Below are 16,409 nucleotides of genomic sequence, written 5' to 3' on the forward strand. Positions count from 1 at the left end.
CTAGCCCCGCTTGCGTGCGCGTTGGCTGCGGTAGGTGTCGAGCACCACGGCGATGACGATCACCGCGCCGGTGATGATGCGCTTGGTCGGCTCGGTCGCGCCGATCTGCGCCAGGCCGGCCGCCAGCACGGAAATGATCAGCACGCCAAAGAAGGTGCTGATGACCGAGCCGCGCCCGCCCATCAGGCTGGTGCCGCCGATCACCACGGCGGCGATCACCTGCAGTTCCAGGCCAGCACCGGCATTCGGGTCGGCCGCCTCCAGCCGGGATATCTGGAACAACGCGGCCACGCCTGCCAGCAGGCCCATGAGGGAGAACACCAGCACCTTGTAGGGCTTGGGGTTGATGCCGGCCAGGCGCACGGCTTCTTCGTTGGTACCGATGCCGATCAGGTAGCGGCCAAACACGGTGCGAGTCAGGGTCAGGTGGGCAATGGCGATGACGCCGAGGGCGATCAGGAACGAGGGCGCGATGCCGAACGCTACCGGGTCGGACAGCCAGGCGAAGGCATCGCCGATATAGGCGGTGCGCGAATCGGTCATCTGGTAGGCAACCCCGCGGGCCATTTCCAGCACACCCAGGGAGACGATGAACGAAGGAATCCGCCAGGCCACGGTAATCGAGCCGGTGATGGTGCCGGCGAGCGCTGCGCAACCCATGCCGAGCAGGGCTGCGGGCAATACGCTCCAGCCCCAGCCGAGGATTGCCACACTGACCGCCGAGGCCGCCAGCGCCAGCACCGAACCCACCGACAGGTCGATGCCGCCGATGATCAGCACGAAGGTCATGCCGACCGCCAGCACCATGAGATCGGGAATCTGGTTGGCGATGGTGCTGAACGTGCTGTACGAAAGGAAATGGCTGCTGAGCAGGGAGAACAGGACGATCATGGCCAGCAATGCGCCAGCCAGACCCAGGTAGGTGCCGAGGCCCAGATAAGTGCCGCCGGTTTTTGCGCCGGGAGTGTCTTTGGGCAGTGTCGAAGTTTTCATGCAGGGGTCCTTGCTGCAGGCTCGGCCAGCAGCGCATCGCGTTTTTGATAACCGGCGAACGCGGCTGCCAGCAGTTCATCCTGGCTCCAGTGTTCGCGCTCGAAGGTGTCGATCAGGCGGCCGGCCGAGAGCACCGCGATACGATCGCAGATCAGCATCAGCTCGCGCAGGTCGCTGGACACCACCACCAGCGCCTTGCCCTGGCGGGTGAGCTCGCCCAGCAGGGCATAGATGTCGAATTTGGCGCCCACGTCGATGCCACGGGTGGGCTCGTCGAACAGCAGCACGTTGCAGTCACGCTCCAGCCAGCGGCCGATCACCACCTTCTGCTGATTGCCGCCGGAAAGCTCGGCCACCGTCTGCGCCGGGCTGGAACTGCGAATGCGCATGGCCTCGATCTGGCGCTGGGCCAAGGCTCGCTCGGCCTTGTTGTCGACGATGCCGGCCGCGGAAATGGCCGGCATGTTGCCCAAGGCGATATTGGCGCTGATCGACTGCGACAGCAGCAGGCCCTCGCCCTTGCGGTCTTCGGTGATCAGGGCGATACCATGAGCAACGGCGTCGGCCGGGCTGCGAATGCTCACCGGTTTGGGTGGTTGACCGATCGCAACGGTACCGGCATCGCTGGCATCGGCGCCGAAGATCAGCCGCAGCAGCTCGGTACGCCCAGCCCCGATCAATCCGGAAATACCGAAAATCTCGCCCTGGCGCACCTCGAAGGACACGTCCTTGACCTTGTCGCCACGGGTCATGCCCTGCACCTTGAACATCGGCGCGCCGATGCGTCGCTCGCCCAGGTCGATACGCTCGCCCAGTTCGCGCCCGACCATGAGGTTCACCAGCTGTTCGCTGTCGTAGCGCGCCATCGGTTCGACGCACACCAGGCGTCCGTCGCGCAGCACGGCGATGCGTTGCGCGACCTGCGCCAGTTCTTCCAGCCGGTGGGAAATGTAGATGATCGACACCCCGCGTTCGCGCAGCCGCAGGATCTGCGCGAACAGCATGTCGACCTCGCGTGCGGTGAGCATGGCGGTAGGTTCGTCGAGCACCAGCACCTGACAGTCGCCGATCAGGTTACGGGCGATTTCGACCATCTGCTGATGGCCGATGCCAAGGTCGCTGACCAGGGTATCTGGGTCGATGGCATCCAGGCCCACCTGCGCCATGGCCTGGCGGGCCTGTTCGCGCAGGCGGCGACGGTCGATCCAGCCAGCACGGCTGGGCAGATCATGGAGGAACAGGTTTTCCGCGACGGTCAGGGTAGGCAACAGGTTGAGTTCCTGCATGACCATGCGCACCCCGCCGCGCTCGGCTGCAGTGCGACTGCCCGGCAGCCATGGCTGGCCCTGGAACTGCATCTGGCCGGTGGTGGGTGCTTCCAGGCCACCGATTATCTTCGACAGCGTGCTTTTGCCTGCGCCGTTCTCCCCGGTCAAGGCCAGCACTTCGCCGCGGTGCAACTCAAGGTCGATGTCCCACAGCACCGGCTGGGCATAGGTCTTGCCGATGCCACTTACCGACAGCACAACGTTGGATGTCATAGGTTTCTCCAGGCACACCTGCAGGCGACAGGCCGGCACTGGCCAGACCTGCCGCGAGGTGCACTGCATCAAGGCTGGGTGACGAGCTCGACCGGGGTCTGGATGACACCGTTGGCGTCGACGTCGAGCTTGTCGCCCTTGACCAGGGCCAAGGCGTTCTGGATGCCGAACACTGCCTGGCGGGCGGCGAACTGGTCGGCCGTGGCCAGTATGCGGCCGTCCTTGAGCATCGGCTTGATGGCATTGATGTTGTCGTAGCCGACCACCTGGACCTTGCCCGCCTTGCCGGCGGCGCGCACTGCAGACACTGCGCCCAGCGCCATGCTGTCGTTGCCGGCCAGCAGCGCCTTGAGGTCCGGGTACTCGTTGAGCATGGCCGAAGCGACGGCATTGCCCTTGTCGATTTCCCAGTTACCCGACTGCACCGAGACGATGTTCATCTGCGCCGCTTGCATGGCGTCCTTGAAACCGGCAGTGCGCATCTGCGCGTTGGTGGTGGTCGGTACACCTTCGATGATCCCCACCTGGTCGCCAGCGCTCAGGCGCGTAGCCAGGTAGTCACCCACCAGCTTGGCGCCCTTGCGGTTGTCGGGGCCCACGAACGGCACCTGGATTCCTTTGCTCTCAAGCACCCCGGCATCGAGCTGGTTGTCGATATTGACGACCTTGATGCCTGCATCCATGGCTTTCTTGATGATGGGTACCAGTGCCTTGGAGTCCGCCGGGGCAATGACCAGCGCGTCGACCTTGGCGACGATCATCTGCTCGACGATACGGATCTGGTTGGCGGTGTCGGACTCGTCCTTGATGCCGTTGGACACCAGGTCGAAATCGGCAGCGTGCTCTTTCTGGTAGCTTTTGGCGCCGTCTTCCATGGTCAGGAAGAATTCGTTGGCCAGGGACTTCATGACCAGCGCGACCTTGGGCTTCTGGGTATCGGCGAAAGAGGATTGCAACGGGGCGATGGCGCCGATGGCAGCCATCAGGGAGACAGCGAGCAGGCGTCCGGCGAAGGGCAGCTTCATGGGTTTACTCCGATCTTATGATTGTTATCGAGCGCAGCTTGCGGAAACCCGCAAACGTTTGCGTGACAGGAACTATGGTCAGGGATCGGAGAATTGTCAATCGGTGCCGCGGGCTGTAGCACGGGTCATCACAGCGCCCACTCGAGGCGGGCCGAAACACGGCAGGTTACAACAGCGGGAAACCTATCCCTGATTCCTGTTTATCGGTACTGCCATGACTGACGCTGCTGCTCACACCATCCATGCTGCAACCCCTGCCCTGCGCTGCTTCGACGGCCGGGCGCGGGTGCTGCGCGAGATTGCCTACCACCGCGACCAAGCGGGTTCTGCGCAGGCCCGCATCACCCGCTACGGCCATGACGCCAGCGGGCAATTGATCAGCAGTATCGATCCGCGCCTTCACGCGGCCCAGGCCGAGCGTCCCGAAGTGGCCGCCAACCTGGCACAGGTGCGCAGCTTGAGCGGTCGATGCCTGTACACCCGCAGTGTCGATGCCGGCAACACGCGAACGCTGTACGACGCGTGTGGCCGCGAGGCGATGACATGGCTGGCGAACGGTGTCGAGCAGACGCGCTGCTACGAACCTGCGGCGCTGCCCGGCCGGCTGCTGTCGATCCGGGAACGCTCTGCCCAACGTGCCTTTCGCACCGCCGAGCGCTGGCAATGGGCGGGCGTTGACGCAGAGGCCAAGGCGTTCAACCTGGCCGGCCATTGCCAGACACGTTTCGACAGCGCCGGCAGACACGTCGTGCAAGCGCGCAGCCTGCTCGGTGCAATCGCAGGCGAGACCCTGCAACTGCTAGCTGGCCACACCGAATGCGACTGGGCGCAGGACGATGCCCAAGGCGAGGCGCGGTGCCTGGAACCGCAAAGCCTGACCAGTACGGTGAGCTTCGATGCCTGCGGCGCAATCATCGCCAGCGAGGATGCCAGGGGCCATCGGCAACGCCATGGCCATGACCGTTGCGGGCAGTACCGGGCCAGTTGGGTCACTCGCAATGGCGGCTTGGAGACGCCGGTGGTGCTGGACGTGACCTACACAGCCGGGGGGCAGAAAGAAGTCGAGCGGCATGCCAACGGTGTCGTCATCACCCATACCTATGCAGCCGACACCCAACGCCTGGTCGGCATGCGTACCCAGCGCGCCAGCGACCGCCAGACCTTGCAGGACCTGCGCTACCGCTATGACCCCACCGGCCGGGTGACCCAGGTGCGCAACCAAGCGGAGCAGACACGCTTCTGGCGCAATCAGAAAATCGATCCGCAGCAGGACTACCGTTACGACTCGCTGTCGCAGTTGATCCTGGCCAGCGGTCGGCAGATGGCTGCACTCGGCCAGATGAGCAGCAGCCTGCCATCTGCACTCCCCATCGATACCCACGCCCATGCGCTGTACCAGCGTCGCTACGCGTACGACGAGGCCGGCAACCTGCAGAGCATTCGGCACACCGTGCCAGCCACCGATTCCGGCTACACGGTCAGGCTGACGACCTCGGCGTGCAGCAACCGGGCCGTGTTGAGCAGCGTGTGCGATGACCCTGCACTGGTCGACAGCCAGTTCGATGCCGCCGGGCAACAACGCGGGCTGGACGGCTCCCAATCTGTTGCCTGGAACAGTCGCATGCAGCTGGCCAGCGTGACGCGCGCCGAGGCCGGCACCGAGCACTACCTCTACGGCCAGCAGCACCAGCGACTGCGCAAGACCCACGCGCAGGGAAGCACTTGCTACCTGCCGGGGCTGGAGTTGCGCCAGCATGACGGCCAGACCCTGCATTGCCTCAAGGTAGCCGAACATATTCGCCTGTTGCACTGGCCAGACGGCAGTCCCGAGGGCCTGGCCAACGATCAGTTGCGCTACAGCTACACCGACCTGCTGGGCAGTCATGGCCTGGAACTCGACGGCGACGGTCAAGTCATCAGCCGCGAGGAATTCTTTCCGTTCGGCGCCACCTCGGTCTGGGCCTGCCGCCACCAGGTCGAGGCGAGCTACAAGACCGTCCGTTACTCGGGCAAGGAACGCGACGACACCGGGCTCTACTACTATGGCTACCGCTACTATCAGCCCTGGGCCGGACGCTGGCTGAGCGCCGATCCGGCGGGGACGGTGGATGGGCTCAATCTGTATGCCATGGTGCGCAACTCGCCGTCGTCTGCAGTGGATGACGATGGCCGGATGATGCGTGCCTTGTTCAAGGGCGGCGTCGGCGCAGCGGGTATCGGCTATGAGGCGTACAAGTACCACGAACGTCAGTCGCAAGCGCCAGCACAGCCAGCTGCTGCTCCGCCAAGCACCTCGATGGGCGACCAGCGGGCGGACAACGCCATGGGCAAGGTTCAGCGCATGAAGGACCAATTCAGCCCGGGGCAGCAGATTCTGAACAGTGCCAAGGGCCGTGCGCAGACGGCAGATCACCTCGCGCATGGGCAAGTGCCGGGCGTCGGTGCAGTGCTCAAGGGTGCTGAAAGCGTTGGCACCGTGGTCGAGTTCAGCCAGACCGGCGATCTCTCGCAGATCAACAAGGCACCTCTGGCGGGGGCTATTGCCACGGATGCGGTGAACGGCGTTGCGCACAGCATCAAGGCCACTATCAAGAATACCCAGAAAGCCGTGCAAGGCACCGCCGAGCTGGCAACCTTGTCCGAAACCAAGGCCGAGGAACTGCAAGCATCTCTGCACGACCTGCAGGAGCTGACGCAAGACAAGCTGATCACCGGGCTGTCGTTCGGCGCTACGGTCAAGGCAGGCCTGGACGGCGCTGCTGCGGTGGTGCCGCATCCAGTAGCGAAGTTCGGACTCAAGGTGTTGTCGACGGCGTGGACCGTGACCGGTGTGGTGCATGGCGCGGAGGAGCTTGGAGAAATTGCCAAGACTCATGAGGATCTGCTTGCGAGCAAGACCGGTGAAAACCTCATGGGGCAGATGAAGACAGTCAATGCGTCGAATCGCACGGGCATCATGGACCGCGTCAAGCAGAGCTATGGTCTCTCGGGCAATCCATAACGCCAGCTCGCCGCCTGTGCCAGTAGCCACTGGCCGCGACGTTTTGCCACTCAACTAACGCTCTCCCTGGCAGTCACAGCTGAAGCGGTTACATTTTGTAGCCATTTCATGGGCGCAAGCCCGGCGAGGCCTGATGAGCTTTATTTTGTGGATGGCCGTTCTTGGCGTCCTGCTGTTGATGCTGGCGCTGACGGCGTCCTACTTGCGCTGGCTGCCGGTGACGACCTCTGCGGTGTGCCTGGCATTCGGCGTGGCCATCGGTCCCATGGGGCTGGGTCTGTTCACCACCGATTTCAAGGACACCGCCTCGTGGCTCGAGCGCCTGGCGGAGGCTGCCGTGCTGTTCTCGCTGTTCAGCACCGGGATCAAGCTGCGACTTGGCCTGGGGCGCAGCGCGTGGCGAGCGGCCTATATGCTGTCTGGTCCGGTCATGCTGGTGTCGATTCTGGGCGTGTGCCTGGTGGCGCACTACGGCCTGGGCTTGTCCTGGGGCGTGAGTACCTTGCTCGGGGCGATGCTGGCGCCGACCGATCCGGTGCTGGCATCCATGGTCCAGGTGAATAGCGCGCAGGACTTCGACCGTGTGCGCTTCGGGCTGTCGGGTGAGGCCGGGCTCAACGACGGTACGGCCTTTCCCTTCGTGATCCTCAGCCTGCTGATGCTGCACCATGGCAGCCTGGACAGCCACTGGCTGGGCCAGTGGGCCTTGGAGAATCTGCTGTGGGGCGTGCCGGTCGGGCTCTTGGTCGGTTACGGGATGGGCCGGGCCATCGGTCATCTGATGATCTACCTGCGCGTGCGCAATGCCGACAGTACCAACTCGCCCAACGACTTTCTGGCGTTGGCGCTGATTGCCCTGTCGTACTTTGGCGCCGCATCCCTGGGCGCTTTCGGATTTCTCGCAGTGTTCGCGGCCGGCCTGGGGCTGCGTCAGGCAGAAGTGCGTACGTCGAGATCCGAGGTTCCTTCGGAGCATCTGGCCAAGCCGATCGTGGGTCACCGCGACCTGGCGCCCGAGGAAGGTACCGTCACCCACCCCAAGGATCTGGAGGACGGGCAATTGGCCGCTGGGGTGATGATGGGCGACATCCTGGTGTTCGGCAATCTGGTGGAACGATCCATGGAAGTCCTGCTGATCACCATTCTGGGGGCAACGCTTTCTGCCTACTGGGACTGGCGTGCGGTCGGCCTGGCGGCGGCACTGTTCTGCGTGATCCGCCCGCTGAGCGTATGGCTGCTGGTCAGCCGCCGCCTGCTCGATGGCCATCAGCGAGCATTGCTGGGCTGGTTCGGCATCCGCGGGATCGGCTCCATCTACTACCTGTGCTACGCACTGGCCCACGAACTGCCTGAGTCGGTCGAGCAGGTGTGTATCAGCCTGACGTTGTCGGTGGTGGCCTTGAGCATTCTGGTGCATGGCATCAGCACCCAGCCGTTGCTGGAGCATTACGAACGTCGGCGGAAATCCGTCTAGCGGTGGTTGAGGTGGATCAGGGGCTCCGCGGTGCTGCCGGACGCGGCTTGCGCCGCTGCTACAGGGAGTGCGAACACCTGCCATACCGTTGGCGCAAGCCGCTGCTACAGGGGCATGGGTTTGGATGCACTGGCTTGGTCAAAAAGGTATAGAATCCCCAGCATTTGATGGATCGGTCACTGTCGTGCAGACATGGCCGATCGCGTACAACCCATACAGGCAGATCGGATATTGGAACAGCTAAAGCGCCTCGCAAGCGGGATTGAAGGGCTCGATTTGTTGCTCAAGGGTGGGCTGGTGGCCGGTGCGTCATACATCGTGCAGGGCCGTCCGGGTTCGGGCAAGACCATCCTGGCCAACCAGTTGGGCTTCAATCACGTGAGCCAGGGTGGCCGCGTACTGGTCGCCACCCTGCTTGCGGAATCCCATGAGCGGCTGTTCCAGTACCTGTCCACGCTGAGCTTTTTCGATGCCTCGAAAATCGGCAACGAGATCCAGTTCGTCAGCGCATTCGACACCCTGGAAAACGAAGGCCTGGACGAAGTGGTCAAGCTGCTGCGCCGCGAGATCAGTCGGCAGAAAGCGACGGTATTGATCGTCGATGGCGTGCTCAATGCCCGCTCCAAGGCCGATTCACAGATCGACACCAAGAAATTCATCTCCGAGCTGCAGGGCCATGCGGCGTTCGCCGGGTGTACGGTGCTGTTCCTGACCAGCTCGCGACTGGACGACGGCAGCCCAGAGCACACCATGGTCGATGGCGTGATCGAACTGGGCGAGGAGCTGTTCAACACCCGTTCGGTGCGCCGCATCCAACTGCGCAAGACCCGTGGCAGCGGCGCGCTGTCAGGGTTGCACGAATGCGAGATCACCGACGATGGGCTGGTGGTGTACCCGCGCCTGGAAAGCCTGTACAGCCACCCCTCGTGCCCCGACCCCACCGATCTTACCCGCATACCCAGCGGCATTCCGGCGCTCGACAACCTGATTGGCGGCGGTCTGCCGCGTTCCTCGGTGACGCTGGTAATGGGCCCGTCGGGCATCGGCAAGACCAGCATGGGAATCAGCTTCCTGTCGGCGTCCACGCCCGAACAGCCGGGCATGCTGTTTGGCATGTACGAGTCCGAGCGCCGCCTGCAGGTCAAGGCGCGATCGCTTGGCCATGATTTCGAGGCGCTGCAAGCCAGCGGCGCTTTGCACGTGTGTTGGCAGCCAACCACCGAAGGGCTGCTCGACGGTCTGGGGGCAAGGCTGCTGCGCCATGTCGAGTTCCATGGCATCAAGCGACTGCTCATCGACAGCCTGGGCGGCATGGCCCGCACGGCGACCAGCACCGTACGCCTGACCGAGTTCTTCAGTACCCTGATGAGCGAGCTGCGCGCCCGTGGCGTCACGGTGTTCGCCACGTGGGAGGTTCGCGGCCTGTTCGGTCCGGAGATCACCTCGCCGGCGCCAGACCTCTCCAGCATCGTCGACAACATCCTGCTGACGCGATTCGTCGAACATGAGTCTGAACTAAAACGCCTGCTTTCCATTCTTAAAATCAGAGACAGTTATTATGATCCGTCGCTATTGGAGCTGGTCATCCATGGTCATGGAATCGACCTGAGAAAGGCGTTCACAAATGCAGAGGCAGTGTTATCGGGTAGTGCCTCCACGATTTCGAATCCGTGATGTTGCCGGGGTCGAACTGACATGCCCACTATCCTGATCGTCGACGATGAGTATCTCATCGCCGACATTCTTGGTTACGCGTTGGAAGACGAAGGCTATATGGCCGTCAAGGCCGGTAATGGCAAGCGTGCGCTTGAGATCCTCGATCGCGAGCGTCCGGCATTGGTCATTACCGACTTCATGATGCCTGGGATGAACGGCCTCGAACTGGCGCAGAAGATCCGTAGTCACGCTTCGTTCGAGTCTGTGCCCATTCTTTTGATGAGTGGCGCCCAAGGCAACGTCGGCCGGGCAACGCCCGAACTTTTCAACGCCGTATACGACAAGCCCTTCGACATCAACGAAGTGGTAGCACGCGTGCGCGAATTGGTGCCGCTGGATCCGGCCTAGGCGCAAAAGCCGCCGCTCGCGCGTTACAGCGTGAGGATTTCGTAGCCATCGGCAGTCACTGCCACCATATGCTCCCATTGCGCGGACAATGACCGATCGCGGGTCACCACGGTCCAGCCATCGGCCAACTGGCGGGTTCCAGCCTTGCCGGCGTTGATCATCGGCTCGATGGTGAAAATCATGCCCTGGCTCAAACGCATCCCCTCGCCCTTGCGGCCGTAGTGCAAGACTTGCGGATCGTCGTGGTAGATCTGCCCGATGCCGTGCCCGCAGTATTCGCGTACAACGCTGAACCCTTCGCGGTGCGCCACGCTCTGGATGGCGTGGCCGATATCGCCCAACGTCGCTCCCGGCTTGACCACTTCGATACCGGCCAGCATCGCCTCGTGGGTGGTGTCCACCAGTCGCTTTGCCAGCGCGCTCGGCTCACCGACGTAGTACATGCGGCTGGTGTCGCCGAACCAGCCGTCTTTTATGACGGCCACATCGATGTTGACGATGTCGCCGTCGGCCAGCACCACTTCGTTGCTGGGCACACCGTGGCAAACCACTTCGTTGACCGATATGCACACCGTCTTGGTAAACCCGTGATAGCCAACGTTGGCCGGGATTACTTTCAATTCGTTCACGATGTAGGCATTGCACAGCTCATCCAGGTACTGGGTGGTGACGCCGGCCTGTACGTGCGGTGCAATCATCCGCAGTACGTCAGCGGCAAGCGCCCCTGCGCGGCGGGCCAAGGCGACTTGCTCGGGGGTGCGGTTCAGATTCTTGCGGCTCACGGGTTTCTCCTGGGATTCAAGCCTCTATGCTAGCAGAGCGCCGCTGCCGTGCCTGGGCGGCGCACGCCGACATCATTTAATTTCAAACGATACAAAACTTTTTGTAACCACTTCGTTCATAAGACTCACAGCCCAGCGCCATACCGGCAGATGGTCGCGAAAAGCGCACAGGCAGTGTCTTCGGCAGCATGACCGAATGCGGTCCGAAGACTTCAACATTCAAGCAGTTCGACATAATCATAATATCCGCTGGAGCCGACGGCCTTTGGGAGTGTTCCCTTCCCGGGCCGGCATCGCAACACCGAACGCTGATACCTGCCTTGCCCCTTTCGTGCGCGATCCTGCGTGGCGCATCACGACGCATTGCCTGCGCGCAATGAAAGGAATGAGCCTTGTCCAGTTCCAACACCACAACACCCGACACTTCGCCTGCAGGCGAGGAAAACGACGCCACACGCACCTCTCCCGGCCAGATAGTGGTGCGTGTGGCGATCATCGCCACCATGGGCGCGCTGGCTTTCGGCTACGACACGGGGGTGATTTCCGGCGCCCTGCCCTTCATGACCCAGGGGCCGGATCAAGGTGGCCTGGGCCTCACTCCGTTCACCGAGGGCCTGGTGGCTTCCTCGCTGATTCTGGGTGCCGCCTTCGGCTCATTGTTCGCCGGCCATCTGGCTGACAAATACGGACGCCTGACGGCGCTCAAAGGCCTGGCCATCCTGTTCATGATCGGCGCCCTGGGTTCCGCCCTCGCGCCGACGGTGGCGATCATGATCGCCACTCGCTTCGTGCTGGGGTTGGCAGTCGGTGGGGCATCGGCGATCGTGCCGATGTTCATTGCCGAAATCGCCGGCCCCAACAAGCGGGCGCGGCTGGTGAGCCAGAATGAGTTGATGATCGTCACCGGGCAGTTGGTGGCCTATGTCTCCAACGCCCTGCTCGCGCATTTTGCCCACACCCCCGATGTATGGCGCTGGATGCTCGCCATCGCGGTGATTCCGGCTGCCCTGCTGTGGATCGGCATGCACTTCGTGCCCACCTCACCGCGCTGGCTCGCCAGCAAGGGCCGCATGGACGAGGCACGCGAAGTGCTGGAAAGGCTGCGTTCGAGCAAGAAGCAGGTCGACAAGGAAATGAAGGAGATCATTGCTCAGAACGAAGAGCAGCGTGCCGATGTCAGTTGGTCCTCGATCTGGGCCGAGCCCTGGCTGCGTCGCCTGCTGCTGGTGGGCATGGGGCTGGGCTTCGTGGCTCAGCTGACGGGGGTGAATGCGTTCATGTATTTCACGCCGGTCATCCTCAAGTCCACCGGGCTGGGTACCAACGCGGCACTCACCGCCACCATCGGCAACGGCGTGGCTTCGGTGATCGCCACCCTGATCGGCATCTGGCTGGTCGGGCGCCATGGCCGTCGGCCGATGCTGATGACCGGCCTGTGCTTCGTGATCCTCGCGCAGGTGCTGCTCTGCTGCGTGCTGACCATGCTGCCCGCCTCGCTGCTGCAGAGCTACCTGGCACTGGCCTGCATCCTGATGTTCCTGCTGTTCATGCAGACCTTCATCGCTCCGGTCTACTGGCTGCTGATGTCCGAGCTGTTTCCCTCGCACCTGCGTGGCCTGATGACCGGCACTGCGGTGTGCTTCCAGTGGCTGTGCAATGCGTCGGTGGCGTTCATGTTCCCGATCGCCCTGGCCGGCTTCGGCCCTTATACCTTCATGTTGTTCGCGGTGATCAACGTCATGTCGCTGATCTTCGTGATGACTTGCGTGCCGGAAACCCGGGGCAAGTCGCTGGAGCAGATCGAACGGCACATGGAGAAGGAATTCACTCCGGACGAGGCCGCCAGCGCCTGAGCCGGCAACGGGTCGATATGTCCAGTGCGAGACGTTGCAGGTAACATGGCTGAAGTTGTTTTCATATTCGCCATGTTGCCTGCAAGGACGAACGCCCTCCATGACCCATCCCGACGACGTCATCGCCAGCCGCGTCCTGCAACTGCTGGAACAGCGCGCTCCCGGCGCTTCGATCTGCCCCTCCGAGGTGGCTCGCTCGCTGGAGCAGGATGAACCGCAGTGGCGCGCGCTGATGCCCGAGGTTCGCCGGGTGGCCAGGGCCCTGGCCGCCGCTCGCATCATCGACGTGACTCAAGGCGATGTGCGGCTCGACCCGGACACTGAAGCCGAGGGGCCGATCCGGCTGCGCCGCGGCGCGCACTTCAAGCACCCGTGATGCATGGCCGGCCGCCGCTGCTGACGGGCGTCCGGCCAAATGCCACCGACGGGTACTCCGACTGCCTTCTCCGATCTGGCTGAAACCGATGACTCGAACACCTGCGCAAGACCCTGGCGTCACCGACGACACCTGCAACGACCGGCGTGCCCGGACTCGCTTCTGGCTGATCGCCCTGGCGTTTCTGATCACCATGATCGGCACCACTCTGCCAACACCGCTGTATGCCTTGTATCAACAGCACCTGGGTTTCGGTCCGACCTGGGTGACCTTGATTTTCGCCATCTATGCCGCCGGCGTGATCTTTGCGTTGCTGGCGGTCGGCAGCTGGTCCGATCAACTGGGCCGGCGACCGATGCTGCTGGCCGGCCTGGCCATGGGCGCGCTCAGTGCGCTGATCTTCCTCTGCACCGACTCCATCGGCGGGCTGCTGGTCGGTCGGCTGATCTCGGGGTTCTCGGCCGGCATCATGACCGGTACCGGCACGGTGGCGGTGATCGAGGCGGCGCCCAAGCGCTGGCAGGGCAATGCCACCCTGGTCGCCACCGCGGCCAACATGCTGGGCCTGGGCCTCGGGCCATTGCTGGCCGGGCTGACTTCGCAATTCCTGCCGTGGCCGGTACACCTGGCGTTCGTCGTCCACCTGGTGCTGCTGTTGGCGGCTACCGCAGCCATTCTGTCTGTCGGTGAAACCGTCCAACGCCCGGCCAAGCCGCGGCTTGCCTTCCAACGTCCCAGCCTGCCAGCGGCGGTGCGCGGACCGTTCATTCCTGCGGCCATTGCCGGCCTCGCCGGTTTCAGCGTGACGGGGCTGTTCACCTCGCTGGTGCCGTCGATCATGCGTCAGGTCATGGGTCACGACGGAGGGGTGGTGATCGGCGCGGTGATCTTCGTGCTGTTCGCAGGCTCGGTCGTCGGCCAGGCCTGGGTTCGGCGGATCCGCGACAGTGCACAGATGAGCATCGGTTGCAGCGTGCTGATCGTGGGCGTGGCCTGTTTGGGCATGAGTATCGCCAGCGCGCAGCTGTGGCTATTGGTGCTGGGCGGCGCCTTGAGCGGCATCGGCCAGGGCCTGACCTTCCGCGCCGGCATGGGCGCGGTGGCCAATGCCGCGCCTGCCGGCCAGAAAGCCGGGGTGACCTCGGCGCTGTTCATCGTTTATTACCTGTCCATGTCGGTGCCGGTGATTGCCGTCGGCGTGAGCATTCCACAGTTCGGCCTGCATCATTCGGCGGAATTTTTCAGCGTGCTGGTTGCCTTGGTTGCGGTGGTGGCCATGGTCAGCATGAACGTCGTGCGTGCCCGAGCGTCCAACGTCTGAGGCGACCCGCGCAGGTCGCGACGTATTTCTTCTACAGGAGAATGACCATGACACCGGAAACCGAAGGTACTGAAGAGAAAGGCCCGAACGGCGTGCCTTTCATCAACGATCCAGGCAACGAAGACCCCGGATCGGGCACGAGCAATGCCCCCGTGCCGCTTGAAGACGAAGATGATCAAGATGACGCCTATGAATAGGTCGAATCGGCCACAAGCATGACTGTACGGGTCAGTGCTCCCCACGACGGAACACTGGCCGCTATGCTGGATGCCTCCTGCATCCCCTAGCGAGGCATTGGTACAGATGGAGCCCCTTACTCCCGCTGCAAACAGCTGGTTGACCCTTCCCGCCCACCGGCACTGGCTGGCCCTGCAGGGGCAGCGATTGCTGGAATTTGCCAAGGCCGCGCGGATCGAGAACGGTTTCGCCGACCTCGATCACCGTGGCCGACCGCTGCTGTCCAGTGGCGCATTGACCATTCAGACCGCGCGCATGACCCACAGCTTCGCCCTCGCCTGCCTCCAGGGGATCCCGGGCAGCGCAGCCATGGTCGACCACGGCATTCGCACGCTGCAGGGCCCACTGCGTGATGCACGAAATGGCGGCTGGCATGCCAGCGAGAAACCCGTGGCTGCAGAGCGCAAGCAAGCCTACCTGCATGCCTTCGTTGCCCTGGCGGCGAGCTCGGCGGTTGCCGCCGGACGGCCCGGCGCGACAGCGTTGCTGACGGATGCGGTCGATGTGCTGGAACGACGCTTCTGGTGCGAGGAGGAGCAGGCATTCCTGGAGTCCTTCGCCCAGGACTGGAGCGATCCGGAAAGCTACCGCGGTGGCAACAGCAACATGCACGGCGTGGAAGCGTGCCTGGCGCTGGCCGACGTCTGCAACAACGACAAATGGCTGGATCGCGCGCTGGCAATCAGTGAACGGCTGATTCACCACCACGCGGCTGCGGCCAGCTACCTGCCGGTCGAACATTTCGACGCCTGCTGGCAACCCCTGGCGGACTACAACCACGAGCGCCCCGCCGACGAATTTCGCCCATACGGGCAAACCCCAGGGCACGCATTCGAGTGGGCGCGATTGCTCCTGCACCTGGAGGCCGCCAGGCACCGCATCGGCCTGACCAACCCGAGCTGGCTGGCCGACGACGCCCAGCGTCTGTTCGCCGCAGCCTGCGACCTGGGCTGGGCTGTGGACGGGCAGCCGGGAATCGTCTACACCATCGACTGGCAGCACCGTCCAGTGGTCGCGCAGCGCCTGCATTGGACGCTGGCCGAGGCAGTGGCCGCCGCCGCGGCGTTGCACCAGCGCACCGCGGATGCCGCTTACGAGCGCTGGTATCGCGAGTTCTGGGACTACATCGACCTCTACCTGATCGACCGCGAGCACGGCAGCTGGCACCACGAACTCGACGCTCGCAATCGACCGGCAGGGACCATCTGGCCGGGCAAGCCTGATCTCTACCATGCCTACCAGGCAACTTTGTTGCCGACCTTGCCGCTGGCTCCGAGCCTGGCAACCGCGCTGGCCCGCCAGGCCGGCCTGGGCTGAGCTGAGCTGAGCTGAGCTGAGCTGAGCGAGCTACCAGGCAATCTGCGGATTGGCGCGGGCGCGCCAATCCAACGGAATTTTTCTGGCGGGCCATACTCCGACGCACATCACGCCGCTCATCACAAGGAAGAACCTCGGCCCCATGAACAACGCGAAACTGTTCGTCATCGACTATACCCTTCACGGCGATCCCAAATCCTTCGTCATCAGAGCCGAGAAAATGGACAACAGCGAAGCCTGGCATTGGGCGAGCTGTGATGCTGGCGTTGGCCGCATCGGTCGATTCGGCCGCGAGCACGTGACCAAGACCAGCCAGCCCTCGGCCGAGAAATTCGGCATTCACGCGGTGAGCTGGCGCCCTGCCTGAGCAGGCTCGGCGCTCGGATTACCCGCGCGGCAATGTGGCTGGAAAAACTTAGCTAGCG

The 16,409-nt window shown here is 63.4% G+C and carries 14 protein-coding genes; 10 read left to right on the forward strand and 4 right to left on the reverse strand.

What is annotated here, in order from left to right; genetic code table 11:
- The 3 genes from IFU31_RS15465 to IFU31_RS15475 form a co-directional block, all read right to left on the reverse strand.
- Nucleotides 1-993: an ABC transporter permease gene (locus IFU31_RS15465; protein WP_185793690.1), complete on the reverse strand. Its 993-nt coding sequence runs from the start codon at nt 991-993 to the stop codon at nt 1-3.
- Nucleotides 990-2,534, reverse strand: a complete 1,545-nt coding sequence (locus IFU31_RS15470; protein ID WP_122478740.1) for a sugar ABC transporter ATP-binding protein — start codon at nt 2,532-2,534, stop codon at nt 990-992. Before IFU31_RS15470 ends, IFU31_RS15465 begins: the two co-directional genes overlap by 4 nt.
- Nucleotides 2,535-2,602: 68 nt before the next feature.
- Nucleotides 2,603-3,559: a sugar ABC transporter substrate-binding protein gene (locus tag IFU31_RS15475; RefSeq protein ID WP_192103605.1), complete on the reverse strand. Its 957-nt coding sequence runs from the start codon at nt 3,557-3,559 to the stop codon at nt 2,603-2,605.
- Between the two features lie 214 nt (nt 3,560-3,773).
- Between IFU31_RS15475 and IFU31_RS15480 the strand changes: the two genes are divergently transcribed.
- The 4 genes from IFU31_RS15480 (at nt 3,774) to IFU31_RS15495 (ending at nt 10,098) form a co-directional block, all read left to right on the forward strand.
- The gene (locus IFU31_RS15480) at nt 3,774-6,560 is read left to right on the forward strand and encodes an RHS repeat domain-containing protein (RefSeq protein ID WP_192103607.1); all 2,787 of its coding nucleotides are present in this window, start codon (nt 3,774-3,776) and stop codon (nt 6,558-6,560) included.
- A 133-nt stretch (nt 6,561-6,693) separates the two neighbouring features.
- On the forward strand, nt 6,694-8,034 hold the full coding sequence (locus IFU31_RS15485; protein WP_122478745.1) for a cation:proton antiporter: 1,341 nt from the start codon (nt 6,694-6,696) through the stop codon (nt 8,032-8,034).
- A gap of 228 nt (nt 8,035-8,262) precedes the next feature.
- Nucleotides 8,263-9,708 (forward strand): ATPase domain-containing protein, encoded by a 1,446-nt coding sequence (locus IFU31_RS15490; protein WP_192103860.1) that lies wholly within the window; start codon nt 8,263-8,265, stop codon nt 9,706-9,708.
- Nucleotides 9,709-9,729: 21 nt separating this feature from the next.
- Nucleotides 9,730-10,098 (forward strand): response regulator, encoded by a 369-nt coding sequence (locus tag IFU31_RS15495; protein ID WP_122478751.1) that lies wholly within the window; start codon nt 9,730-9,732, stop codon nt 10,096-10,098.
- A 23-nt stretch (nt 10,099-10,121) separates the two neighbouring features.
- On the opposite strand, the gene map is transcribed toward IFU31_RS15495, so the two are convergent.
- Entirely contained in the window at nt 10,122-10,880 is a 759-nt protein-coding gene (gene map, locus IFU31_RS15500) for a type I methionyl aminopeptidase (RefSeq protein ID WP_192057383.1), read from the reverse strand.
- 392 nt (nt 10,881-11,272) lie between these two features.
- Between map and IFU31_RS15505 the strand changes: the two genes are divergently transcribed.
- The 6 genes from IFU31_RS15505 (at nt 11,273) to IFU31_RS15530 (ending at nt 16,351) form a co-directional block, all read left to right on the forward strand.
- Nucleotides 11,273-12,733: a sugar porter family MFS transporter gene (locus IFU31_RS15505; RefSeq protein WP_274598223.1), complete on the forward strand. Its 1,461-nt coding sequence runs from the start codon at nt 11,273-11,275 to the stop codon at nt 12,731-12,733.
- 100 nt (nt 12,734-12,833) lie between these two features.
- On the forward strand, nt 12,834-13,109 hold the full coding sequence (locus IFU31_RS15510; protein ID WP_122478754.1) for a DUF3253 domain-containing protein: 276 nt from the start codon (nt 12,834-12,836) through the stop codon (nt 13,107-13,109).
- 88 nt (nt 13,110-13,197) lie between these two features.
- Entirely contained in the window at nt 13,198-14,430 is a 1,233-nt protein-coding gene (locus IFU31_RS15515; RefSeq protein ID WP_122478756.1) for an MFS transporter, read from the forward strand.
- A 47-nt stretch (nt 14,431-14,477) separates the two neighbouring features.
- Complete coding sequence (locus IFU31_RS15520; RefSeq protein ID WP_163007597.1) at nt 14,478-14,627, forward strand: hypothetical protein; 150 nt, start codon at nt 14,478-14,480, stop codon at nt 14,625-14,627.
- Nucleotides 14,628-14,733: 106 nt separating this feature from the next.
- Nucleotides 14,734-15,984, forward strand: coding sequence for a D-mannose isomerase (locus IFU31_RS15525; protein WP_192103609.1), 1,251 nt, complete (start codon nt 14,734-14,736; stop codon nt 15,982-15,984).
- Between the two features lie 142 nt (nt 15,985-16,126).
- Complete coding sequence (locus tag IFU31_RS15530) at nt 16,127-16,351, forward strand: DUF6555 family protein (RefSeq protein WP_185793697.1); 225 nt, start codon at nt 16,127-16,129, stop codon at nt 16,349-16,351.
- Nucleotides 16,352-16,409: the final 58 nt, after the last annotated feature.

Source organism: Pseudomonas sp. CFBP 13602 (assembly GCF_014842725.1).
In the GTDB taxonomy this organism is placed as follows: Bacteria; Pseudomonadota; Gammaproteobacteria; order Pseudomonadales; family Pseudomonadaceae; genus Aquipseudomonas; species Aquipseudomonas baltica.

Bases quoted from the DNA above. Each gene is read 5' to 3' on its own strand.
- IFU31_RS15465 (WP_185793690.1), bottom strand. From the start codon at position 993: ATGAAAACTTCGACACTGCCCAAAGACACTCCCGGCGCAAAAACCGGC.
- IFU31_RS15470 (WP_122478740.1), bottom strand. From the start codon at position 2,534: ATGACATCCAACGTTGTGCTGTCGGTAAGTGGCATCGGCAAGACCTAT.
- IFU31_RS15475 (WP_192103605.1), bottom strand. From the start codon at position 3,559: ATGAAGCTGCCCTTCGCCGGACGCCTGCTCGCTGTCTCCCTGATGGCT.
- IFU31_RS15480 (WP_192103607.1), top strand. From the start codon at position 3,774: ATGACTGACGCTGCTGCTCACACCATCCATGCTGCAACCCCTGCCCTG.
- IFU31_RS15485 (WP_122478745.1), top strand. From the start codon at position 6,694: ATGAGCTTTATTTTGTGGATGGCCGTTCTTGGCGTCCTGCTGTTGATG.
- IFU31_RS15495 (WP_122478751.1), top strand. From the start codon at position 9,730: ATGCCCACTATCCTGATCGTCGACGATGAGTATCTCATCGCCGACATT.
- IFU31_RS15510 (WP_122478754.1), top strand. From the start codon at position 12,834: ATGACCCATCCCGACGACGTCATCGCCAGCCGCGTCCTGCAACTGCTG.
- IFU31_RS15515 (WP_122478756.1), top strand. From the start codon at position 13,198: ATGACTCGAACACCTGCGCAAGACCCTGGCGTCACCGACGACACCTGC.
- IFU31_RS15520 (WP_163007597.1), top strand. From the start codon at position 14,478: ATGACACCGGAAACCGAAGGTACTGAAGAGAAAGGCCCGAACGGCGTG.
- IFU31_RS15525 (WP_192103609.1), top strand. From the start codon at position 14,734: ATGGAGCCCCTTACTCCCGCTGCAAACAGCTGGTTGACCCTTCCCGCC.
- IFU31_RS15530 (WP_185793697.1), top strand. From the start codon at position 16,127: ATGAACAACGCGAAACTGTTCGTCATCGACTATACCCTTCACGGCGAT.